We start from the raw sequence: 22,921 nt of genomic DNA, 5'->3' as shown, positions 1-22,921 counted from the left end.
ATGTACAATGAAGAAGTAAAGTATCATATGCAAAACCTCGTCCATGGCGAGGAATCTTTGCATGTAGATATGGAGATAAAAAAATATTTTTAAGGAGAACACAATAAGTGGAGAAGAAATCGCCTATGAGTCGTGTTGAACGCTTGCACCGTGAAAAGGTCACACGTTACTCAATCCGTAAATATAGTTTTGGAGCAGCCAGCGTAGCAGTTGCTGCCCTGTTCATGTTCTTGGGAAATGGAGCTGTATCAGCTAATGAGTTAAGCAAACAAGAGACATCTCTAGCAGCTCCAGGGCTAGCCTCTGAACATGAGGGACCACAAGAAGCAGAAAGTGCTTCGGTAGTAGCACCAGCTTCTGATGCCCAATCAACTCCAGCAGCACAACCAGTCGTAGAAGAACCAGCAAAACCAGCTGCACCAGAAGTAACAACTCCAGCTTTGGACAAAAAGCAACTTGAAAACTACATTTCAGAAGTTAAATCAAAACTTTCTGCAGGTACGTATGCTAATAAAACAGAGGAGAGCCTTGCTCTTTTGAATGGTGAATTGGCTTCTGCTGAGTCTGTACTCGCTTCTGCAACTAGTCAAGATGAATTGAACGTAGCTTACAGAAACCTTGTCACTACAGTAAGCTCAAAATTAAAAAACAAACCAAAAGATTCAAAAGACGCTCCGAAAGTAGATACTACTAACGGACAACCAACTGTAGGTAAAAAAGCAGAAAACACTGAGAAAAAATCAGAATCTAACGCAATCGAAAACACAGGTTTAAACGACCCACGTAACGATAAAGAGATTGATAAAGAGAATGCTTTCCGTACAGAAGCGACTGATACGGAAGGTCCAGTGGCAGAAATACCATATTCCGAGGGTAGGAATGTATATGTATATGGTGGAGAATCAGAAGGGTTTGATATAAAAATCAAAGATAATTCTGGAGTTGTTGCAAATGCCACTATTGTACGAGGAGGTAATCAGCCATTTACTGCTGTTTCAGGTGAAACAGATATACTTGACGTGGAATTTGGTTATAAAGCAAATGTCTTTTCAACAGAAACTCCAGCGAGTGAGTCTAATCCAGCTGTTATTCATTATACAGGTCTTCCTGGTGGTACATTAAATCAAAAACAATTAGAAGATGCTAGAACTACAGGATTAAATCTAGGTTGGCGTTATGTTAAGGCGACAGATAAAGCAGGGAATGGTTTAAGAGCGATAGATGAAAGAGATGACAAACCAGGCGCTCTTTATGTTGTCGTTAAACCTCAAACATATAAATACAACATCCAACAACCAGAAAACAATGCGAATAAAATTGCTGTTTCAGATATTAACAACTTAACGGAAACTGATATTCAGAAAATTAAAGACCAAATCAAAATTGGATATTCTAAAACAAGCCAAGATGCTAGATTTGAATCTAAAAAAGGTCAAGATTTAGATAATCAAGCTTCTGTAGTGAAAAGTATTGACGTAAATGGACAAACTATCACTGTAACCTATAACGATGATTCAACAGACACAGCTTCAATTTCTGATGTGGCACGTACGGATCTGGATCCTGTAGTGGAGTTCCCGTTCTCTGATGAACCTAAACGAGAAATTTATGTGTACGGAGCAGAAGAAAACTCATTCGACATCAAAATTAAAGACGATGCGGATAAGATTAAAAGTGCGACTTTATTACAATGGGGAAGTAATCCGTTTAAACCTGTAGCAGGTGAAACAGATAAAGTCAATACACAATATGGATATACAGCTAATGTTATTTCTTCTGAAACAACAGCCACAGAAGCTAAGCCAGCAGTTATTACATACTCAGGTACCCCAGCTCCAGAAGGGTCATTTACACAAGCTAAATTAGAGGCTGCAACCAAAGGAGAGAACCCTCCAGGCGTAGCTTTAGGATGGCGTTACTTAAAAGTAGTCGATTCTGAAGGAAAAGAATTTGTAGGGTCTGGAAAAGAAACTGCTAATAACATGTCACTTAGAGTTATGCTTAAACCTCAAACTCAAAAGTATGACATTCAAACACCAGCAGAAGCTGATAAAGTAGCAGTGGATGATGCATCGGAAGTAACTGAAGCAGAATTTAATAAAATTAAAGAAAAGCTTAAGATTGAGTACTCTAAAAATAACATCGATGCTCGTCTAGCTGATAAAAAAGGTCAAGCTGTAGAAAATCAAGCAGACCGTATCGCAAGCATTAAAAAAGTTGATAACAATCTAGTTGTAACCTATAAAGATGGTTCAACAGATACTAGACCATTGACTGATTTTGCACGTACAAACAATGCTCCAGAAGTAACAATCCCTTATTCTGTAGACGGTAAAAAAGATGTATATGTATATGCAAATGAAGATTTTGAAATTCCTATTAAATATACAGATGATTCAGGGAAAATAGCATCTGCGACAATTAAACGTGGTGGGAATCAGGATTCGCCAGCTAAAGATGAATCTAATCCTGATATTTTAGATAATGAGTACAATACAACAGTTGAAAAAATTTCTACTGAAACAGTAGCAACAGCAGAAAAGCCTGCTATTGTAAAAATTAAAGGTAATATTTCAAAAGATAACTCTGGAATTGCCGAGAGCAAATTCCCTAAAGAAGCAAATCAAGAACTTAAAATTGTAACTCGTTATGCAACTGCGACAGATACAGATGGTAAAGAAATCCATAATGTTGCTAAAGGTTCTTCATATGCAACTGACCCAGGTTCATTCACTATCAAACTAAAAGCTCAAACAGCAAAATATGACATTAGAGAATTAGCTGATGCTGATAAGACCGTAGTAACAGATATTGCTCATATTCCAGAGGCTGAATTAGCTAAGCTTAAAGAAAGTCTTCCATTAGAATACTCTAAGAAAAATGAAGATAAGAACTTAGAAGACAAAAAAGGAAAAGCAGTCGAAGCAGAAAATGCTAAGAAGGTTGTAAAAGACCTTGTTCAAGACGGTGAAAACTTAGTAGTAACATATAAAGATGGTTCTAAAGACACCATTCCTGTCGATAAAGTTGTGAAATTAGATAAACAACCAGCAATCGAGGAAGTAACTAACCAAGCAGATGCGAAAATTGCAGCTATTAAAGGTAATGATAACTTATCAAAAGCTGAGCAAGATAAAGCTATTGCTGATGTAGAAAAAGATAAAGCAGCAGCATTAGAAAAAATCGTTGATGCTACAAATGCAACAGATGTAACTGCAGGTAAAGATGAAGGTACTGGTGCTGTAGCGAAAGTAAATCCAATCGGTAAAGAAAAAGCTAAAGAAGAAATCGCTAAGACTTTGGAAGCTAAGAAGGAGGCTATTGAGAACAATGATAGCTTAACACAAGCCGAGAAGGAAAAAAGCTAAAAAAGATGCTGAAGACAAGGCAGCAGCAGCCCTTGCTGAAATCGAAAAACAACCAGCAACAGCAGAAACAGCAGATGCGGCAACAGCAGCTCAAACTACTGTAAACGATAAACAAGCTGAAGGAACCAAAGAAGTTGCTAAAATCAACCCAATCGGTAAACAAGCAGCATTAGACAAAATCGATGAAGCCTTAAAAGCTAAAGAAGCAGAAATGGATGCCCGCACTGACCTAACAGAGGAAGAAAAGGCAGACGCAAAGGCAGAAGCTAAAAAATTTGCTGATGCTAAGAAAGCTGAAATCAATGCGAAAAATGATAATGCAGAAACGCCTGAAGCAGCTACACGAGAGCAAGGTGAAATCGATACAGCAGGCGATACTGGAAAAACAGAAGTAGAGGGTGTTACCAAACCTGCTGCTAAAAAACCAGAAGCTAAAACAGCGGTAGAAACTACAGCCGCTGCTAAAAAGCAAGAGATTGCTCAAGACGCAGCCTTGACTGAAGAAGCTAGAGCAAAACTTCAAGCTGAGGTAGATGCTGTTAAGAAAGCTTCGGAAGAGGCAATCGATGGTGCTAAGAAAAATGCCGATGTTGATAACGCTAAGAAATCAGCAGAAGCAGCGATTAAAGCCATTAACTCTGCTCGTTTACCAGCGAACAAGGTAATTGCTGAAAATCCATCAGCCTTAAATGAGGATGAACGGAAAAAACTAGAAGATGCTATTAAAGCAGTAAATCCTCCGGGAACTAAGGTAGTTGTTAAGGATGATGGAAGTGCTGAAGTAACCTTACCAGGGAAGCAAGCACCTGAAACATTAAAACAAGAAGATTTAACAAAATCTGAAGCCGATTTAGAAAAAGATGGTGGTGGCAACAACATCAACCGTCCAACGGATAAAGTGATTGTTGGAAATCCTGAAAGTTTGACAGATGCAGATAAAGAAAACATCAAAAAAGCTGTTCGTGAAGTAAACCCTAATGCTGTTGTGACAATTGATGATAATGGTACAGTAACGGTTTCAACACCAGAAGGAAAAACTGTCGTTATTCCAAAAGCTGACTTAGTGAAGAAAGAAGCTGACAAAGAAACTGCTAAAGCAGGAAACAACATCAACAAACCAGCAGACAAAGTAGTTGCTAATAAAGATGCCTTAACTCCTGAAAATATCGCAGCAATCAAGGCTAAAGTTCAAGCAGTAAATCCAGATGCAACAGTAGTAGTTGATGCAAAAGGAAATACAACAGTAGTTACACCAGACGGTAAGACAGCAACAATTCCAGTAACTGACTTAGTGAAATCTCCAGAAGAAGCTAAAGATGAAAAAGCAGGAAACAACGTCAACAAACCAGCCGATAAAGTAGCAGCAACAAAAGCTGATTTAGCTGATGATGCGAAGAAAGCAGACGTTAAAGCTAAAATCAAAGCGGCTGTAGAAGCAGTGAATCCAGAAGGTTCAAAAGTATTCGTAGACGACCAAGGAAATGCGACTGTAACAACTCCAGATGGTAAAACAGCGACAATCCCTGTTGAAGATCTTATCAAAGATACAACTCAACCAAATGCAGGAAACAAAGTAAACACTCCAGCAACTAAGGTTGTTGTAACAGATCCTGCTAATATCAAGGCTGATGAAGATAAGATTAGAGCAGAAATCCTTAAAGTGAATCCAGGTGCAACAGTTGTATTTGACGAAAAAGGAAACGCAACAGTAACAACGAAAGATGGAGCTGTGGCAACAATTCCAGCATCTGATTTAGCAAAAGATGCAGCTGACTTAAGGAACCCAGACAAGCAAGATGCAGTTAAGAAACCAGCAGATAAAACACTTGTTAAGAAAGCAGGTAAATTAACTCCAGCTGAAAAAGATGCAATCAAAGCAGAAATCGCTAAGGTAAATAGAGATCCGAAGACAACTATCGTAGTTGATGACGAAGGAAATGCAACAGTAACAACTCCAGAAGGAAAAACTGTAGTAATCGCCAAAGAAGACTTAGTGAAATCTCCACAAGAAGTTGATGGTGCAAAAGCAGGAAATAACATCAACAAGCCAGCGGATAAAGTAGCAGCAGCGGCGGCAGATTTAGTTGGACCGAATAAAGATGAAGTTAAAGCTAAAATCCAAAAAGCTGTAGAATCAGTAAACCCAGGTGCTACTGTATTCGTTGACGACAAAGGAAACGCAACAGTCACAACACCAGACGGTAAGACAGCAACAATCCCAGTTGAAGACTTATTGAAAGATCCAGCAGCTAAAGAAACTCCATCAGCAGGAAACAAAGTAAACACTCCAGCAGAAAGAACAGTAGTAGCAAATCCAGCTGAATTAACTGATGCTGAAAAAGCTAAGATTACTGCAGCGATTCAAGAGGTAAACCCTGAAGGAACTAAAGTTGTATTTGACGAAGCAGGAAACGGAACAGTAACAGTACCAAATCAAGACGGAACTACAGCTACAGCGACAATCCCTGTAAGTGACTTAGTGAAATCAAATGCTGAAAAAGATCTATTGGATCCAGCTAAACAAAACCCAGTTAAGAAACCTATCGATCAAACAGTAGTTGCTAATAAAGATGCATTAACTGATGAAGACCGTAAAGCTATTAAAGCTAAAGTTGCAGAAGTTAACCCAGGAGCAACTGTAGTAGTTGATGAAAAAGGAAATGCGACAGTAACAACTAAAGATGGTAAGACAGCTGTAATCGCAGCGGATGATTTAGTGAAAACTGATGATGAAGTATTAAGCGATGCAAAAGCAGGTAACCTTATCAACAAACCAGCAGATCGAGTGTTTGTTAAAGATGGACAAATTACGGATGATGTTAAAGCAAAAATCGCTGCTAAAGTTCAACGTATAAATCCAGGAGCAACAGTATTCGTAGATGAAAATGGAAATGCGACAGTAACAACACCAGAAGGTAAAACTGCAACAATTCCAGTAGCTGATTTAACGAAGACTGACGCTGATAAAGCTAAAGTGAATGCAGGAAATAAAATCAATTCACCAGCAGACAGAGTGTTAGTGAAAGATAGAGATAAATTAACAGCGGAAGATATTCAAGAAATTGAGAAAAACATCTTAGAAGTTAACCCAGGAGCAACAGTAGTATTTGACGCAAAAGGAAATGCGACTGTTAAGAATGCAAATGGAGACATCGCAACAATCCCTGTAGAAGCTTTAGCGAAACCAAAAGCAGATCTATTAAAACCTGAGAAACAAGATTTAATTAAGAAACCTGTTGATAAGGTATTAGTAACAGATCCAGCTAACGTGGATAAAGAAGCTATTAAGAAAGCTGTTGAGGAAGTGAACCCAGGTTCAACGGTTGTTGTTGATGACAATGGAAATGCAACGATAACTACAGAAGATGGTAGAAGCTTTGTAATTCCAGCAAAAGATTTAGTGAAAACTCCAGAAGAATCTAAAAATGCAAAAGCAGGAAACAACATTAACAAACCAGCTGATAAAGTAGTAGTAGCTGATCCAACTAAACCATTATCTCCAGAAGAGAAAAAAGCGATTGAAGCTAAGATTAAAGAAGTAAATCCAGATGCAAAAGCGATCTTCGTAGATGATAAAGGAAATGCAACGGTAACTATAGAAGATAAAGATGGTAATACGGAAACAGCAACAATTCCAGCGGCAGATTTAGTAACAAGTCCAGAAGAAGCTAAACAACCAAATGCAGGAAACAAAGTTAACACACCAGCAGATAAAGTAGTTGTAAGCGATCCAGATCATTTATCAGACCAAGATAAAGCTAAGATTACAGAAGCAATCAAAGCAGTAAATCCAGAAGCTAAGGTGGCATTTGACGATAAAGGAAATGCAACGGTAACAACTAAAGATGGAGAAGTTGCAACAATTCCAGCTACTGATTTAGTGAAAACAGCAGAAGAAGCAGCTAAACCAAATGCAGGAAACAATGTCAATACACCAGCTGATAAAGTAGCGGTTGATTCTACTAAACCATTAACGGAAGATGAGAAAAAAGCAATCGCAGCTAAAGTAGCAGAAGTTAACCCGGGTGCAACTGTAGCAGTAGATGACAAAGGAAACGCAACAGTAACAGTGAATGGTAAGACAGCGGTCATTCCAGCGGCGGCATTAACTAAGACAGCAGATTCAGCTAAAGAACCAAACGCAGGAAACGACGTAGTTAAACCAGCTGACAAGACAGTTGTAGAAGATCCAGAATCATTAACAAAAGATGAGCAAGATGCAATCGCAGCTAAAGTTAAATCTGTGAATCCAGAAGCTAAAACTGTAGTTGTTGATGACCAAGGAAATGCAACAGTAACAACTAAAGATGGTAAGACAGTGGTTATCCCAGCGAAAGATTTAGTGAAAACAGCAGCAGAAGCCGCTAAGCCAAACGCAGGAAACGATGTCAACACACCAGCAGATAAGACAGTCTTGGATCCAAATGACTTAGAAGCATCTAAGAAAGCAATCGAAGACAAGGTTAAAGCTGTAAATCCAGGAGCAACTGTAGTTGTAGATGACCAAGGAAACGCAACAGTAACAACTAAAGATGGTAAAGTAGCAGTCATTCCAGCATCAGACTTAACTAAGACAGCAGATTCAGCTAAAGAGCCAAACGCAGGAAACGACGTAGTTAAACCAGCCGATAAGACTGTGGTAGCAAATCCAGAATCGTTAACAAAAGACGAAAAAGATGCAATTGCAGCTAAAGTTAAAGCAGTAAATCCAGATGCGACTGTAGTAGTAGACGACCAAGGAAATGCAACAGTTACACCTAAAGATGGAAAACCAGTTGTAATTCCAGCATCAGACTTAACTAAGACAGCATCAGACGCAGCTAAACCAAACGCAGGAAACGACATCGTTAAACCAGCAGATAAGACTGTAGTAGCAAATCCAGACTCATTAACAAAAGACGAAAAAGATGCAATTGTTGCTAAAGTTAAAGCAGTAAATCCAGGTGCTGAAGTTGTAGTGGACGACCAAGGAAACGCAACAGTAACAGTAAATGGTAAGACAGCGGTCATTCCAGCGGCAGACTTAACGAAGAATGCAGATGCAGAAAAGGCACCAAAAGCAGGAAATGACATTGTTAAACCAGCTTCTAAGACAAAAGTTGCAAATCCAGACTCATTAACAAAAGATGAGAAAGAAGCAATTGCAGCTAAAGTAGCAGCCGTCAATCCAGGTTCAACTGTAGTAGTAGACGACCAAGGAAATGCAACAGTAACTCTTCCAAACGGAAATACAGCAGTTATCCCAGCATCAGATTTAACAAAATCTGAAAAAGATGCAAATGCTAAAGACAATGCAGTTACACCAGCCTCTAAGACAAAAGTCGCAAATCCAAATGCCTTAACTGAAGCTGAGAAGAAAGCCATCGAAGACAAAGTTAAAGCAGCAAATCCAGGCGCAACTGTTGTAGTAGACGAAAAAGGAAATGCAACAGTAGTCAAAGATGGTAATGTTTCAGTTATCCCATCAACAGACTTAGTTAAAGTCCAAGACGATGCTAACAAAGCTAATGGCGGTAACGATGCGAACACACCAGCAGCTAAGACTGTAGTAGCAGATTCAACTAAACTTACAGACAAAGAGAAAGAAGCTGTTAAGAAAGCTGTTGAAGCAGTCAACCCAGATTCAACTGTAGTCGTAGACGATAAAGGAAACGTAACAGTAACCAAAGGTGACGGAACAGTTCTTAACATCCCAGCTTCAGACTTAGTCATCCCAGCAGAAAAATTAGCTGATGAAGCAACAAATGCTAAAGTGAAAACACCAGCTATCCGTACATTAGTTGGAAATAAAGAAAACTTAACAAAAGACGAAAAAGACGCTGTTAAGAAAGCTGTTGAAGCAGTCAACCCAGGCGCAACTGTAGTAGTAGACGATAAAGGAAACGCAACAGTAACAATGCCAGACGGTTCTACAGCAACAATTTCTAAAGAACAACTAGTGAAAGATAAAGAAGCTGTTTCTAAATCTAAACACGGTGGAGATAATCTTGATATCGACTTGAGTAAAGTAGAGGTAAAAGACCTTGAAAATATTACTCCAGAAGAAAAAGCTAAATTCCAATTCAAAGTTCTAGGTGCTATCACTAATGTAGAAGAATTCGATCTTGATGCTTACATTAAGTCAACAGAAGACGGAAATACAGTTTACACATCTAAAGATGGTAAAGTGAAAATTACAATCGACAAAGATGGTAATGCAACAGTCGAAAAAGATGGTAAGAAAGAATTAGCTATTAACATTGATAAAGCCGGAAATGTAACAATCGTTACAAAAGAAGGTCAAGTATTAGCAATTCCAAGAGATGACGCATTCAAACAACGTCCATATGTACCATCAAATGTTGGAGGTAATAACGGAGCTACTAACACTGACGCAAAAGTGAATAAAGCTAAGTTAGAAGGTGCTATCCATCAATTAGATGAATTGTTCATCCAAGAATCAGCTAAGCTTGATGCAGAAACTGCAAAAGAAGCGACTGACTTATTGGCAGACGCTAAGAAAGTATTTGCAGATCCGAAAGCAAGCCAAGATGAAGTGGATGCAATGGTGAAACGTATCGAAGACTTTATGGCGAAAGTTGCTCCATCAACTGACCCTACAAGCCCAGCTAAGGACCAAGCTGCTCAAACATCAGATGTAGCTCCAGCTACTGCTCAAGCAGCAAATGCCAACCAAGCAGCAGCAAACGCGCGTAAAGCAGCTAAAGAATTGCCAAATACAGGTACAGCAGATTCTACTGTAGCTATGGTAGCAGCAGCCGCAAGTGCCTTACTTGGTCTTGGTCTTGCAGGCCGTCGTCGTAAAGAAGACGAAGAAGCTTAATTGGTAGATTATTTGATAATTATCAGATGATAAGTCCGATTTTCAAAGCTTAAACAAGTACCTCTCATAAGAAAATCTCCTAGCAGGAAAGTCTGCTAGGAGATTTTTGCATTTCAGGAAGTGGATGAGTGACTTGGCAACCAGCTAAGTGTAAAGGTTAGTTGCTCAGCTTTTAGGAGGTCTTGGTGTTGAATAGTTGATACTTGTTTTTTGTCCAGTCGGCATTCTTTGACAAAGTTGAAGTGGCTGTGGTTTTGCTCAGTATGAATATCTAGCCATTTATCTTCTTTAGCCAGGTAGACTCGGAGGTGGTCAAAGAGAGGGATTCCGAGATCATAGCTTGGTTTTCCTGGACAGGTAGGATAAAATCCGAGAGCTGACCAGATGTACCAAGCAGAGAGACTGCCATTGTCTTCATCTCCAGGATAGGCTTCCCAACTTGGGTGAAAGGCTTTCTGACGGAGAGTCTTGATAAGAAGGGCAGTGTAGTCAGGGTAATTGCTGTAGCGGAAGAGATAAGGAATGTGGAAGCTCGGCTGGTTGGAAATGGCGATTTGCCCAAATGGAGCGGTAGCCATTTCACTCATTTCGTGAATTTCGTAACCATAGCCTGTTGTCTCAAAGAGGGGAGCATCTTGACAGGTTTTCAAAAGATAGTTGCTGAAGGTTTCTTTTCCACCCATAAGTTGGATTAAATCTGGGATGTCGTGGAGAACGCCTAAAGTTGCTTGGATGGCTGAACATTCGGCATAATCACGTCCCCAACTATAAGGAGAGAAGTCAGGGCGGAAGTTGCCTTGATTGTCTCGCGCACGCATATAGCCTGTTTCAGTATCAAATAGATGTCGGTAACTGTGTGAAGTAGTCTTATAAATCTCAGCAATCTCTATTTTCCCTAGTTTTTTGGCACAGCTGGCGATACAAAAGTCGCTATAGGCATAGTCAAGGGTGTGACTGACACTTTCGTGGTGGTCGGTAGAGAGGTAGCCCAGTTCTTGGTATTGGGCTAGTCCGTGACGACCATTGATGCCGAGAGGGTCGGACTTGCTGGCTGTTTCAAGCATGGCTTGGAAGAGTTCTTCTTCTAGGTCGGGGGCCATGTCCTTGCAGGCGCTATCTGCGATAATGCCGTCTAAAAGTGTACCTGGCATCATACCCCGTTCATCTGGGGCTAGCCATTTTGGAAGGAATCCAGTGTCGCGGTAGTTATTGAGAAAGCCTTCTAAAAAGAGACGATAATGCTCTGGTATGACAAGGGCAAAGAGGGGGAAGATGGTGCGGAAGGTATCCCAGAAGCCATTGTTGCTAAAGAGGACACCGGGCTTGACAGTGCCAGTGGCCAGATCCATGTGGATGGCTTGCCCTGATTCATCAATCTCATAAAAAGTTTGAGGAAATAGGAAGAGTCTGTAGAGGCAGTGGTCAAAGAAGGTTCGGTCCGCCTCCCCTGTCTCTATAATGTCAAAATGATGAAGAAGATTTTCCCAGTCCGCTTGGGCATTTACTTTACAGTTATCAAAATCTTCTTGAGGTAGATTAAGCAGTGCTTGAGAAGGAGAGATGAAAGAAGTCGCTAGCTGAATCTCAGCATGGCTATCTGCTAAGTCAATTCGCCAGTCTTCGCCTTCTTGGCTGATAGCAAGAATATCCGTATTCATTTGCAGGGCAGTGAACATCGTTAGCGAATTTTTGTTGGTTTCAGTTTTTCCTTCTTGTCTTAGGGCAAGAGTTCGCTTATCTACTTGCTCTACTGTCAGCTCATCTGCTGCGTGAAGGTAGAGGGAGAGGGCTTTGCCTTGCTTTTGCTCCAAACGAATAGAAGCACCGTAGCAAGTCGGTGTAAGCTGGCTTTCAATCTGATAGCGCAGGGAGAAAATTTTCAGATAATGAGGTTGGAAAGAGGCCTTATCTATGTCATAGGAAGATTGGCGGTGAAAGAGGCTGTCTCCACCCAGTTGACCGGTGACAGGTGTCAGGAGGAGCCAAGAGTAGTCGCCAATCCAAGGGCTGGGCTGGTGAGTTAATCGAATCCCCTGAAAGATAGGCAGATGTGGGTCGAAAAACCAAGATCCCTCCTGGTCGCTGGTCTGGGGTACAAAGTAATTCATCCCAAAAGGCACGCCTGTGTATGGCAGGGTATTTCCCTGAGAGAAGGCATGCTTGCTGGCAGTTCCAAAGCGGGTATCGATGGTTTCAAGTAGTGGTTTCATAGTCTTTCCTTTAGCTGTTTTTCTACATTATATCAGAAAAAGATAGCCTATAGAAAAGGAGTTTCAAAGATAACTATTTTGTAGAAAAATGACTATCATTTGTGTATGTATTTTCTGTCTCAAAAGCTATATACTGAAAATGAAACTTGTTTGAAAGAGGATACTGCACGATGATTTATTCGAAAGAAATTGTTAGAGAATGGCTAGATGAAGTGGCAGAGCGGGCTAAGGACCATCCAGAGTGGGTGGATGTTTTCGAGCGTTGCTACACCGATACCTTGGACAATACGGTTGAAATCCTAGAAGGCGGTTCAACCTTTGTACTCACTGGGGATATTCCTGCTATGTGGCTTCGAGATTCGACAGCCCAACTCAGACCCTACCTACATGTGGCTAAAAGAGATGCCCTCCTGCGTCAGACCATTGCAGGTTTAGTCAAACGTCAGATGACCTTGGTGCTCAAGGATCCTTATGCCAACTCCTTCAACATTGAGGAAAACTGGAAGGGGCACCACGAGACCGACCACACCGACCTTAATGGCTGGATTTGGGAACGCAAGTACGAGGTGGACTCGCTTTGCTATCCTTTGCAGTTGGCTTATCTCCTCTGGAAAGAGACTGGCGAGACTAGCCAGTTTGATGAGACTTTTGTCGCAGCGACTAAGGAAATTCTCCATCTTTGGACGGTGGAACAAGACCACAAGAACTCTCCTTATCGTTTTGTCCGAGATACGGACCGCAAGGAAGACACCTTGGTAAATGATGGCTTTGGCCCTGATTTTGCAGTGACAGGTATGACTTGGTCCGCTTTTCGTCCGAGTGATGACTGTTGTCAGTATAGTTACTTGATTCCGTCAAATATGTTTGCTGTAGTAGTCTTGGGTTATGTGCAAGAAATCTTTGCAGCATTAAAACTAGCTGATAGCGAGAGCATTATTGCTGATGCTAAGCGTCTTCGTGCTGAAATCCAAGAAGGAATCGAAAATTACGCCTATACAAGCAACAGCAAGGGCGAAAAGATTTATGCCTTTGAAGTGGATGGTCTAGGAAATGCCAGCATCATGGATGATCCAAACGTACCAAGTTTGTTGGCTGCGCCTTATCTGGGCTATTGCGATATTGACGATGAAGTGTATCAAGCCACTCGTCGTACCATTCTGAGCCCTGAAAATCCATATTTCTACCAAGGAGAATACGCTAGTGGCCTCGGCAGTTCTCATACCTTCTATCGCTATATCTGGCCAATCGCCCTTTCTATCCAAGGCCTGACAACAAGAGATAAGACAGAGAAGAAATTCTTGCTGGATCAGCTGGTTGCTTGCGATGGTGGTACAGGTGTCATGCACGAAAGCTTCCACGTGGATGACCCAACTCTCTACTCTCGTGAATGGTTCTCTTGGGCCAACATGATGTTCTGTGAATTGGTCTTGGATTACCTAGATATTCGCTAAGGAACATGCTTTAGCGCAACTGATTCTTGGAAAGAATCACAAATTTACATCCAAAAACGTTAACAATAAAAATTTAAATTTAGAATGAGGTTTTACTTCATGGAAAATGTTGTCGTACATATTATCTCACATAGTCACTGGGACCGTGAGTGGTACTTGCCTTTTGAAAGCCATCGTATGCAGTTGGTGGAATTGTTTGACAATCTCTTTGATCTCTTTGAAAATGACCCTGAGTTCAAGAGTTTCCACTTGGATGGACAAACCATTGTCCTTGATGACTACTTGGAGATTCGTCCTGAAAATCGCGACAAAGTTCAACGCTACATTGACGAAGGAAAATTGAAGATTGGTCCTTTTTACATTTTGCAGGATGATTACTTGATTTCAAGTGAAGCCAACGTCCGCAATACCTTGATTGGTCAAGCAGAATGTGCAAAATGGGGCAAATCAACCCAGATTGGTTACTTCCCAGATACCTTTGGAAATATGGGACAAGCGCCTCAAATTCTTCAAAAATCAGGCATTCACGTGGCGGCCTTTGGTCGTGGGGTGAAACCGATTGGCTTTGATAACCAAGTTCTCGAAGATGAGCAGTTTACTTCCCAGTTTTCAGAAATGTACTGGCAGGGTGCGGACGGAAGTCGTGTCCTCGGGATTCTCTTTGCCAACTGGTACAGTAATGGGAATGAAATTCCAGTTGATAAAGACGAGGCCTTGACCTTCTGGAAACAAAAATTGTCAGATGTGCGTGCCTACGCTTCGACCAACCAGTGGTTGATGATGAACGGATGTGACCACCAGCCTGTCCAGAAAAATCTGAGTGAAGCCATTCGTGTGGCAAATGAACTCTTCCCAGATGTAACCTTTGTTCATAGTTCTTTTGATGAATATGTCCAAGCCGTGGAAAGTGCCCTACCAGAGCAATTATCAACGGTTATAGGTGAGTTGACCAGTCAGGAAACAGACGGCTGGTACACACTTGCCAACACTTCTTCATCTCGTATTTATCTCAAACAAGCCTTCCAAGAAAATAGCAACCTCCTAGAGCAAGTTGTAGAACCCTTGACAATTATCACTGGGGGTCATAACCACAAGGACCAGTTGACCTATGCTTGGAAAACTCTTTTGCAGAATGCGCCGCATGATAGCATCTGTGGCTGTAGCGTGGACGAAGTTCACCGAGAGATGGAAACTCGTTTTGCCAAGGTCAACCAAGTAGGAAACTTTGTTAAGAGCAATCTTCTTAACGAATGGAAGGGTAAAATCGCTACAGCTAAGGCTCAAAGTGATTATCTCTTTACTGTCATTAACACAGGCTTGCATGATAAGGTCGATACTGTCAGCACAGTGATTGATGTGGCGACTTGTGATTTCAAGGAATTGCACCCAACAGAAGGTTACAAGAAGATGGCTGCTCTTACCTTGCCAAGTTACCGTGTGGAGGACTTAGATGGGCGTCCTGTAGAGGCTAAAATCGAGGATCTTGGGGCTAATTTTGAGTACGATTTACCAAAAGACAAGTTCCGCCAAGCTCGTATCGCTCGACAAGTGCGCGTGACCATTCCAGTTCACCTAGCGCCGCTTTCTTGGACAACTTTCCAATTGCTGGAAGGAGAGCAAGAACACCGTGAGGGTATTTACCAAAACGGAGTGATTGATACACCATTCGTAACGGTGAGTGTGGATGACACTATCACAGTTTATGACAAGACAACTCACGAAGCCTACGAAGATTTTATCCGCTTCGAAGACCGTGGTGACATCGGAAACGAGTATATCTATTTCCAACCAAAAGGAACAGAGCCAATCTTTGCAGAGCTTAAGAGCTACGAGGTCTTGGAAAACACAGCTCGCTACGCTAAGATTTTGCTCAAACATGAATTGACCGTGCCTGTCAGTGCAGATGAAAAGCTAGAAGAAGAGCAAAAAGGCATCATCGAGTTTATGAAGCGTGAGGCGGGACGTTCAGAAGAGTTGACAAGCATTCCTCTGGAAACTGAGTTGACTGTCTTCGTTGATAATCCACAAATCCGTTGCAAGACTCGCTTTACTAACACTGCCAAAGATCACCGTATCCGTCTTTTGGTTAAGACTCACAACACGCGTCCAAGCAATGATTCTGAAAGCATCTATGAGGTGGTGACACGACCAAACAAACCAGCTGCTTCATGGGAAAATCCTGAAAATCCTCAACACCAACAAGCCTTTGTTAGTCTGTATGACGATGAAAAAGGTGTGACCGTATCCAACAAGGGATTGAATGAATACGAAATCCTTGGAGACGACACCATTGCAGTGACTATTTTGCGTGCATCAGGTGAGCTAGGTGACTGGGGCTACTTCCCAACACCAGAAGCACAATGCTTGCGTGAATTTGAAGTCGAGTTTGCGCTTGAGTGCCACCAAGCCCAAGAACGCTTCTCAGCTTATCGTCGAGCTAAAGCCTTGCAGACACCGTTTACCAGCCTTCAGCTTGCTAGACAAGAAGGAAGCGTGGCTGCGACTGGTAGCCTCTTGAGCCATTCTGTTCTTAGCATACCGCAAATCTGTCCAACAGCCTTTAAGGTAGCTGAAAATGAAGAAGGCTATGTACTTCGTTACTACAATATGTGTAGTGAAAATGTACGTGTACCGGAAAGTCAACATCTCTTCCTTGACCTACTTGAACAACCATATCCAGTTCATAGAGGCTTCATTTCACCACAAGAGATTCGTACAGAATTGATTAAAAAAGAAGAAATTTAATTTCAAAAAGTAAACATCAAAAGAAAGGAGGGGCGAAAAGGTAAGAATTAACTGCTGATTTGCCCCTTTTTATGGTAAAAAAAATGACCATTGCAACGATTGATATCGGAGGGACTGGGATTAAGTTTGCCAGTCTGACTCCTGATGGGAAAATACTAGATAAGACAAGCATTCCAACACCAGAAAGCTTGGAGGATTTATTAGCTTGGCTAGACCAGCGCTTGTCAGAGCAGGATTACAGTGGGATTGCTATGAGCGTTCCAGGTGCGGTCAATCAAGAGACAGGTGTGATTGATGGCTTCAGTGCGGTGCCTTATATCCACGGCTTTTCTTGGTATGAGGTGTTTAGCTCTTATCAGCTACCTATCCATTTAGAAAATGATGCAAACTGCGTGGGACTCAGTGAATTACTGGCTCAACCAGAACTTGAAAATGCAGCCTGTGTCGTGATTGGGACAGGGATTGGCGGAGCCATGATTATCAATGGTAGACTTCATCGAGGTCGCCACGGTCTGGGTGGAGAATTTGGCTACATGACCACCCTTGCCCCTGCTGAAAAGCTCAACAACTGGTCGCAACTAGCGTCAACTGGGAATATGGTGCGATACGTGATTGAAAAATCTGGTCAGACTAATTGGAACGGTCGCAAGATTTACCAAGAGGCCGAAGTAGGAAATGCCCTTTGCCAAGAAGCTATTGAGCGCATGAACCGTAATCTGGCGCAAGGCTTGCTCAATATCCAGTATCTCATCGATCCAGATGTCATCAGTCTGGGAGGCTCTATCAGTCAAAATCCAGATTTTATTCAAGGGATTAAAAAAGCTGTCGATGAATTTGTCGAAACCTACGAAGAATACACGGTCGCACCTGTCATCCAAGCCTGCACCTATCATGCAGATGCTAATCTCTACGGTGCCTTTGTCAACTGGTTACAGGAGGAAAACCAATGGTAAGATTTACAGGGCTTAGTCCCAAACAAACTCAGGCAATCGACTTGCTGACAAAGCATATTTCTTTACCAGATGTTGAGGTGTTAGTCACTCAGTCTGATCAAGCTTCTATCTCTATCAAGGGTGAGGATGGTCACTATCAATTGACCTACCGCAAACCTCACCAACTTTATCGTGCCTTGTCCTTGTTGGCAACAGCTCTAGTAGAAGGTGATAAAGTAGAGATTGAGGAACAAGCAGCTTACGAAGATTTAGCCTATATGGCTGACTGTTCGCGCAATGCGGTGCTAAATGTGACTTCTGCCAAGCAGATGATTGAGGTCTTGGCTCTCATGGGCTACTCAATCTTTGAGCTTTACATGGAAGACACCTACCAGATTGAAGGACAGCCTTACTTTGGCTATTTCCGTGGAGCCTACTCAGCTGAGGAGTTGCAGGAAATCGAAGCCTATGCCCAACAGTTTGACATGACCTTTGTGCCTTGCATTCAGACCTTGGCCCACTTGTCGGCCTTCGTCAAATGGGGTGTCAAGGAAGTGCAAGAACTCCGTGATGTAGAGGACATTCTCCTCATTGGCGAAGAAAAGGTTTATGACCTGATTGACGGCATGTTTGCTACTCTATCTAAACTGAGGACTCGCAAGGTCAATATCGGGATGGACGAAGCCCACTTGGTTGGCTTGGGACGTTACTTGATATTGAACGGTGTTGTGGACCGTAGTCTCCTTATGTGCCAACACTTGGAGCGCGTGCTGGATATTGCTGATAAATATGGTTTCCACTGCCAGATGTGGAGCGATATGTTCTTTAAACTTATGTCAGCGGATGGCCAGTACGACCGTGATGTGGAAATTCCAGAAGACACTCGTGTCTACCTAGACCGTCTAAAAGACCGTGTGACCTTGGTTTACTGGGACTATTATCAGGATAGCGAGGAAAAATACAATCGCAATTTCCGTAATCATCACAAGATTAGCCATGACCTTGCCTTTGCAGGTGGTGCTTGGAAGTGGATTGGCTTTACGCCTCACAACCATTTCAGCCGTCTAGTGGCTATTGAGGCAAATAAAGCCTGTCGTGCCAATGACATCAAAGAAGTCATCGTGACTGGTTGGGGAGACAATGGTGGGGAAACAGCCCAGTTTTCTATCCTACCAAGTCTGCAAATCTGGGCAGAACTCAGCTATCGCAATGACCTAGACCGTTTGTCTGCACACTTCCAGACCAATACAGGTTTATCGGTTGAAGATTTTATGCAGATTGACCTTGCCAACCTTTTACCAGACCTACCAGGTAATCTCAGCGGGATCAATCCCAACCGCTATGTCTTTTATCAGGATGTTCTCTGTCCGATCCTTGACCGACACATGAAACCTGAACAGGACAAACCGCACTTCGCTCAGGCTGCTGAGACCCTTGCTGACATTAAAGAAAAAGCAGGAAATTATGCTTACCTCTTTGAAACTCAGGCCCAGTTGAATGCCATTTTAAGTAGCAAAGTGGATGTGGGAAGACGCATTCGTCAGGCCTATCAAATAAACGATAAGGAAAGTCTGCAAGAAATCGCAAGACAAGAATTACCAGAACTCAGAAGCGCGATCGAACACTTCCATGCCCTCTTTAGCCATCAATGGCTGAAGGAAAACAAGGTCTTTGGCTTGGATACAGTTGACATCCGTATGGGCGGACTCTTGCAACGCATCAAACGAGCAGAAAGCCGTATCGAGGCTTATCTGGCTGGGCAGCTTGACCGTATCGACGAGTTAGAAGTGGAAATTCTGCCATTTAACGACTTCTACGCAGACAAGGACTTCGCAGCTACAACAGCCAACCAATGGCATACCATTGCGACAGCTTCAACGATTTATACGACATAAAAAACAAGAACACCTTGCTTGGCGCAGGGTGTTTCGCGTGAAACAGAAGAATTATCTAGTTTCAAATGCCACAGTTAGACAAACTTATGCTAAAATAGCAGAAAGGGAATGTTTCCTAAGAGCAATTCTATCGATTAGCAATTGGAGGTATTGTGGTACACTTAAAATTAGTAAAACAAGTGTTTTTTTGTGATGGTTTCAGATAAGAGAGTTTTTTAATACTCAATGAAAATCAAAGAGCAAACTAGGAAGCTAGCTGTAGGTTGCTCAAAACACTGTTTTGAGGTTTCAGATGGAAGCTGAGGAGGTTTGAAGAGATTTTCGAAGAGTATAAATTTGTTGAGCGTGTAGCTAATACGTATCAAGTCTGGTAGATTGAGAAAACTTGACAAAAAATTAGATAGTGCTAGAATAACATTAACGAAAGACATTTGAGGGCAGAAAGGTTCCTGCCACACCTTGCAAAAGGGTATCTGAGATGCTGGGTACACCGACCAGCCAAAGGGTCCGTTATTTCAAAGGAGGGGCTTAAATGCTCCTTTTTTATTTAAAAATTTCAAAATAGATTACACTCACCGCAGGCTTAGGCTTGCGTTTTTTTGTTTGACAAAATTAAAAAAATGTGTAAGAATAAGTAGAATTGAAAACAGGAAAACTCACCTCCTTTCGATTCGTCTAGCCTTTTCGTGAGGCAATGAGGGGGCGGAGAGACGCGCTCGTCAACAGAAGTATCTCATTGGAAATGTTGCTCACTTTTTAGTGAGCTTTTTATCTAGGGAATAGAAATGAAAAGCAAAAAATTAAAATTAGGTCAAATTGATTTAAAAATGTGCAAGGATTACGACCTTATTCAAGCGATGGACTATGACTTTAAGACGAAGGAAGTAATGAATAAAGGAAGGGGATTTGCGGTAACTGTTGTCAAAATACAGGGGCTAACTTTCTTGATTCCATTTAGAAGTTACATTCCTAAAAAGTATCAATTGAAGTATAAGCTTAGAAATTCAGCAAAAGAAGGATATGTTGAAGGATTAGATATTGGTAAAACATTGATTTTAGAAGATAAAAGTTATTTACTAAATACCACTTTTCGCCTTCGGAAAGTCGAAGATTATTATAAAGTAATGGATAATGATAAAGCTATAATCAATAAGTTAGTGAAAGCTATTATAGACTATAACCGTGCTTTAGAAATGAACGATAGAAACAAACTTGAAGATCCTAAACGCTTTAAATTCTCAACATTCCAGAATTATTCTACTAGATTAAGAGTCATAACAGAAAAAGACTATTTAGAATAGATAATGTTTCCGCAGGCTTAGGCTTGTGTTTTTTATAGTAGATTGAAATAAGATTTGAACAAATTGATTAGGAAAGTCAAATTAATTTCTAGCAATGTTTTAGTAGTCGCAGTGTACTGTTCTAGTTCCAATTCACTCTATTCTTCAAAAAATCCCGATTTTATGGGGTTTTAATTCTGATAAAATCCGATAATTTCGGCATGATAAGGTGAGGTAGTTATTGTCTTAATGCTCAGTTACATTCTGGAAATCGCTAGAATTTTTTCAAAAAACCCCGTAATAGTTGAATTATCTAAGCTTTAACAGTATAATTAAGCTAGTAGCTTCATCAGGAGGTTCTATGCTACAATATAGTGGGTGGCACGGCACCACCAATAAAATAAAAGAAAAGATTCTATCTGCTGGGTTTTCTTATGAGAAATATAAACCTGGTATTCATAAACAGAGACATCCGAACGACTTGGGTAATGGTATTTACTTTTTTCTACCTTTTGACAAAGATACTGGTAAAACGATTGCTTCTGCTTATGTCGCAAAGTATAAGTCATTTGAACTAAGCAAACCTGGGGTTAGGCCTGAGTTAATTCATGCTGAAATCACCCTAAAATCTATAGATAAGATTTTTATTTTAGATAACCCAAAAAACCAAAGGTTATTAGAGGAATATCGGCAAGCGGCATCTATTCAAATTGAACGTGAGATTGCAGGTATTTCAGGTAGCGGAGCCAAAAATAGAGCTACTCTTCTTAACCAAAATCAAGGATTAATTATTGAACTGTTGCTTGATTTAGCGTCTCAGCATGGGAAGAATTATGAAGCAGTGCAGTCCAAAACATATACTGCTATTCCATCTTTACCAGTAATTGACGGAAAGAATGGAGAAGAAATCTGTATCCGTGATTTAAATTGTATTACAAACATTTTATAAATAAGGAGGCTTTTATGAGTTTATTGTCAAACTTTTTAGGAACTGAAGAATTTTCTTTGATGGATTCTCCAATGTTCCAAGAATTAGTTGAAAATATTAAGGCCAACAAAATTTATTCAGTAAACAATGAATTTGCTTATGATTTGAATATATCAGGAAGTCTTAAAAAATATAAAGATGAAATCCATTTTACTCCTCAATTAAATAATCAAAAAGAGTTTGATGATTTGAATTCTGTAACTAAAGTAAATGCAATGCCTGAATATAATATAAAAAACAAGAAGTCATGTTTTTCATATTTACCAATAGATTCTGAAAACTTAATTACAACAAAAGAAAATAGTGAGGTGGCAGCTTAATGTCCTCTTTACAATTTAAAGATTATTTTTTAAATGAAGTATCATACCGAAGAAATCCTACTTTTGACCAAACAAATAGTACTATTAATTTACATCCTGAATTGTCTGCACAGATTTTAATAAGAAAATCTGAAAACCTTGCTTATGTTAACTTGATAACAAAGCAAGGAAATATAGATTCAGATGATTCTGCTTTTGAGCTTATTGTAGATATTGTTGGAGAATTTTCATTTATATATGATGAGACAGAATTTGATATTGATTTTGAAACTTTTCTTAAAGAGAATGGCTTAGCAATTCTTTGGTCCTATATTCGGCCTATCGTATCTGATATGATTACTCGGGGTAATGAGTTCCCCAACTTCATATTGCCTGTCGTTAACATTAAAAAAATGCTTGAAGACAAAGATTCTATCAAGTTAACATACGAATAAAAACAGTGTATGTATTTTTCAAAGCTCCAATGAAATGCTTTCACATTTAAAAGGTATTCGGAGAACTATAAATCAAAATTGTGATAAAAATAAATAGGATCAAAGAGTTTTGTATGATAGTAGTTTCAATTTAAACTCTACCTTCTTCGAGACTCAGCTATCAATGAAAATCACCAGAAGGGCAGTATTTTAAGGCTCTTCTGGTGGTTTTTGAATTGTTTGGTTAGTGTGAGATATGAATAATTTGGGGTTTAATATTCTTCGAAAATCTCTTCAAACCACGTCAGCTTCCATCTGCAACCTCAAAACAGTGTTTTGAGTAACCTGCGGCTAGCTTCTTAGTTTGCTCTTTGATTTTCATTGAGTATAAAAACAAGAACACCTTGCCTGGCGCAGGGTGTTTCGCGTGAAACAGAAGAATTGGATAAGATGCATCATATCAAGCTTAGGTAATAACATTTGATTTATAAAATAA

At 40.6% G+C, this 22,921-nt stretch carries 11 protein-coding genes; 10 read left to right on the top strand and 1 reads right to left on the bottom strand.

All coding sequences use genetic code 11. From position 1 onward, the window contains the following. The first annotated feature begins 107 nt into the window (after positions 1 to 107). Positions 108 to 3,368 (top strand): sialoglycan-binding domain-containing protein, encoded by a 3,261-nt coding sequence (locus OC529_RS08920; protein ID WP_262081971.1) that lies wholly within the window; start codon positions 108 to 110, stop codon positions 3,366 to 3,368. 40 nt (positions 3,369 to 3,408) lie between these two features. Then, positions 3,409 to 10,191: a DUF1542 domain-containing protein gene (locus OC529_RS08915; protein ID WP_316043911.1), complete on the top strand. Its 6,783-nt coding sequence runs from the start codon at positions 3,409 to 3,411 to the stop codon at positions 10,189 to 10,191. A 113-nt stretch (positions 10,192 to 10,304) separates the two neighbouring features. On the opposite strand, the gene OC529_RS08910 is transcribed toward OC529_RS08915, so the two are convergent. Further along, complete coding sequence (locus tag OC529_RS08910; RefSeq protein ID WP_262081970.1) at positions 10,305 to 12,401, bottom strand: GH92 family glycosyl hydrolase; 2,097 nt, start codon at positions 12,399 to 12,401, stop codon at positions 10,305 to 10,307. 170 nt (positions 12,402 to 12,571) lie between these two features. Here OC529_RS08910 and OC529_RS08905 point away from each other — a divergent pair, with 170 nt between their 5' ends. From OC529_RS08905 to OC529_RS08870, 8 genes are all read left to right on the top strand, one after another. Further along, entirely contained in the window at positions 12,572 to 13,852 is a 1,281-nt protein-coding gene (locus OC529_RS08905) for a glycoside hydrolase family 125 protein (protein WP_261814567.1), read from the top strand. A gap of 99 nt (positions 13,853 to 13,951) precedes the next feature. After that, entirely contained in the window at positions 13,952 to 16,597 is a 2,646-nt protein-coding gene (locus tag OC529_RS08900) for an alpha-mannosidase (RefSeq protein WP_262081969.1), read from the top strand. A gap of 83 nt (positions 16,598 to 16,680) precedes the next feature. Beyond that, positions 16,681 to 17,550, top strand: coding sequence for an ROK family protein (locus OC529_RS08895; RefSeq protein ID WP_173261873.1), 870 nt, complete (start codon positions 16,681 to 16,683; stop codon positions 17,548 to 17,550). Further along, on the top strand, positions 17,544 to 19,424 hold the full coding sequence (locus OC529_RS08890) for a beta-N-acetylhexosaminidase (protein ID WP_262081968.1): 1,881 nt from the start codon (positions 17,544 to 17,546) through the stop codon (positions 19,422 to 19,424). Before OC529_RS08895 ends, OC529_RS08890 begins: the two co-directional genes overlap by 7 nt. 785 nt (positions 19,425 to 20,209) lie before the next feature. Continuing rightward, positions 20,210 to 20,725, top strand: a complete 516-nt coding sequence (locus tag OC529_RS08885; RefSeq protein WP_050242789.1) for a hypothetical protein — start codon at positions 20,210 to 20,212, stop codon at positions 20,723 to 20,725. Between the two features lie 340 nt (positions 20,726 to 21,065). Then, positions 21,066 to 21,653, top strand: a complete 588-nt coding sequence (locus OC529_RS08880; protein WP_112444762.1) for a hypothetical protein — start codon at positions 21,066 to 21,068, stop codon at positions 21,651 to 21,653. Positions 21,654 to 21,667: 14 nt separating this feature from the next. Continuing rightward, a complete protein-coding gene (locus OC529_RS08875; protein WP_050242788.1) occupies positions 21,668 to 22,012 on the top strand; it encodes a hypothetical protein in 345 nt (114 codons plus the stop codon). Beyond that, positions 22,012 to 22,446, top strand: coding sequence for a protein-export chaperone SecB (locus OC529_RS08870; RefSeq protein ID WP_054388361.1), 435 nt, complete (start codon positions 22,012 to 22,014; stop codon positions 22,444 to 22,446). Before OC529_RS08875 ends, OC529_RS08870 begins: the two co-directional genes overlap by 1 nt. The last annotated feature ends 475 nt before the right edge of the window (positions 22,447 to 22,921 follow it).

The organism is Streptococcus sp. Marseille-Q5855 (assembly GCF_946901985.1).
Classification (GTDB): Bacteria; Bacillota; Bacilli; order Lactobacillales; family Streptococcaceae; genus Streptococcus.
The sequence above is the reverse complement of the archived record's forward strand: the minus strand, read 5'-3'. Positions and strand labels throughout refer to the sequence as shown.